Consider the following 563-nt stretch of genomic DNA (forward strand, 5'->3'; position numbering starts at 1 on the left):
GGGCATCTGCATTCCTTTGATGCCTGCTCGTCCGTCGGCGGCAATGAGACCGCATTGATCAGCGTGGCATCCAGCATCGTGCCCCGCTTCAGGATCACGCCAGCCTTCTCCAACTGCCGGTCCAGTTCGCCAAACAGCTTCTCGAACAGACCTTCGCCGACAAGCAGGTTGCGAAAGCGCGAAAGCACMGTGTGGTCGGGAATGCTCTCCTCCAGTCCGAGCCCGACGAAACGTCGGAACGACAGCCGGTCGCCAAGCGCCTCCTCCAGTTCGCGATCCGACAGTCCGTACAGAGATTGAAGCAAAAGCGCCTTGAACAGGACCAACGGTGGCCAGGCAGCCCGACCCGGTCCACCATCGCGCAGCGGGTTGAGTAGCTTCTCGAAGCGGTCCCACTTCACCAGACCTGACAATCGATCGAGTGGCGAAGAACCGCCTGCCAACTTGCCGCCCAGAAAGGCTTCCGCCAAGCTCAACTGACCCGTCTGCTTCACTGCCATCGTGATTCCCTCCGAGCGTCAATCTCAGAGAATCACAACCACCGAATTACGCAACAGTCCCCC

At 60.0% G+C, this 563-nt stretch carries 1 protein-coding gene; it reads right to left on the reverse strand.

The features are described 5' to 3' along the window. The coding region (locus AC1DX0_RS36885) for a transposase (protein WP_477359604.1) at positions 1–500 on the reverse strand (500 nt) is incomplete at its 3' end. Between the last annotated feature and the right edge of the window lie 63 nt (positions 501–563).

It is taken from the genome of Mesorhizobium sp. P3_A9, assembly GCF_056402975.1.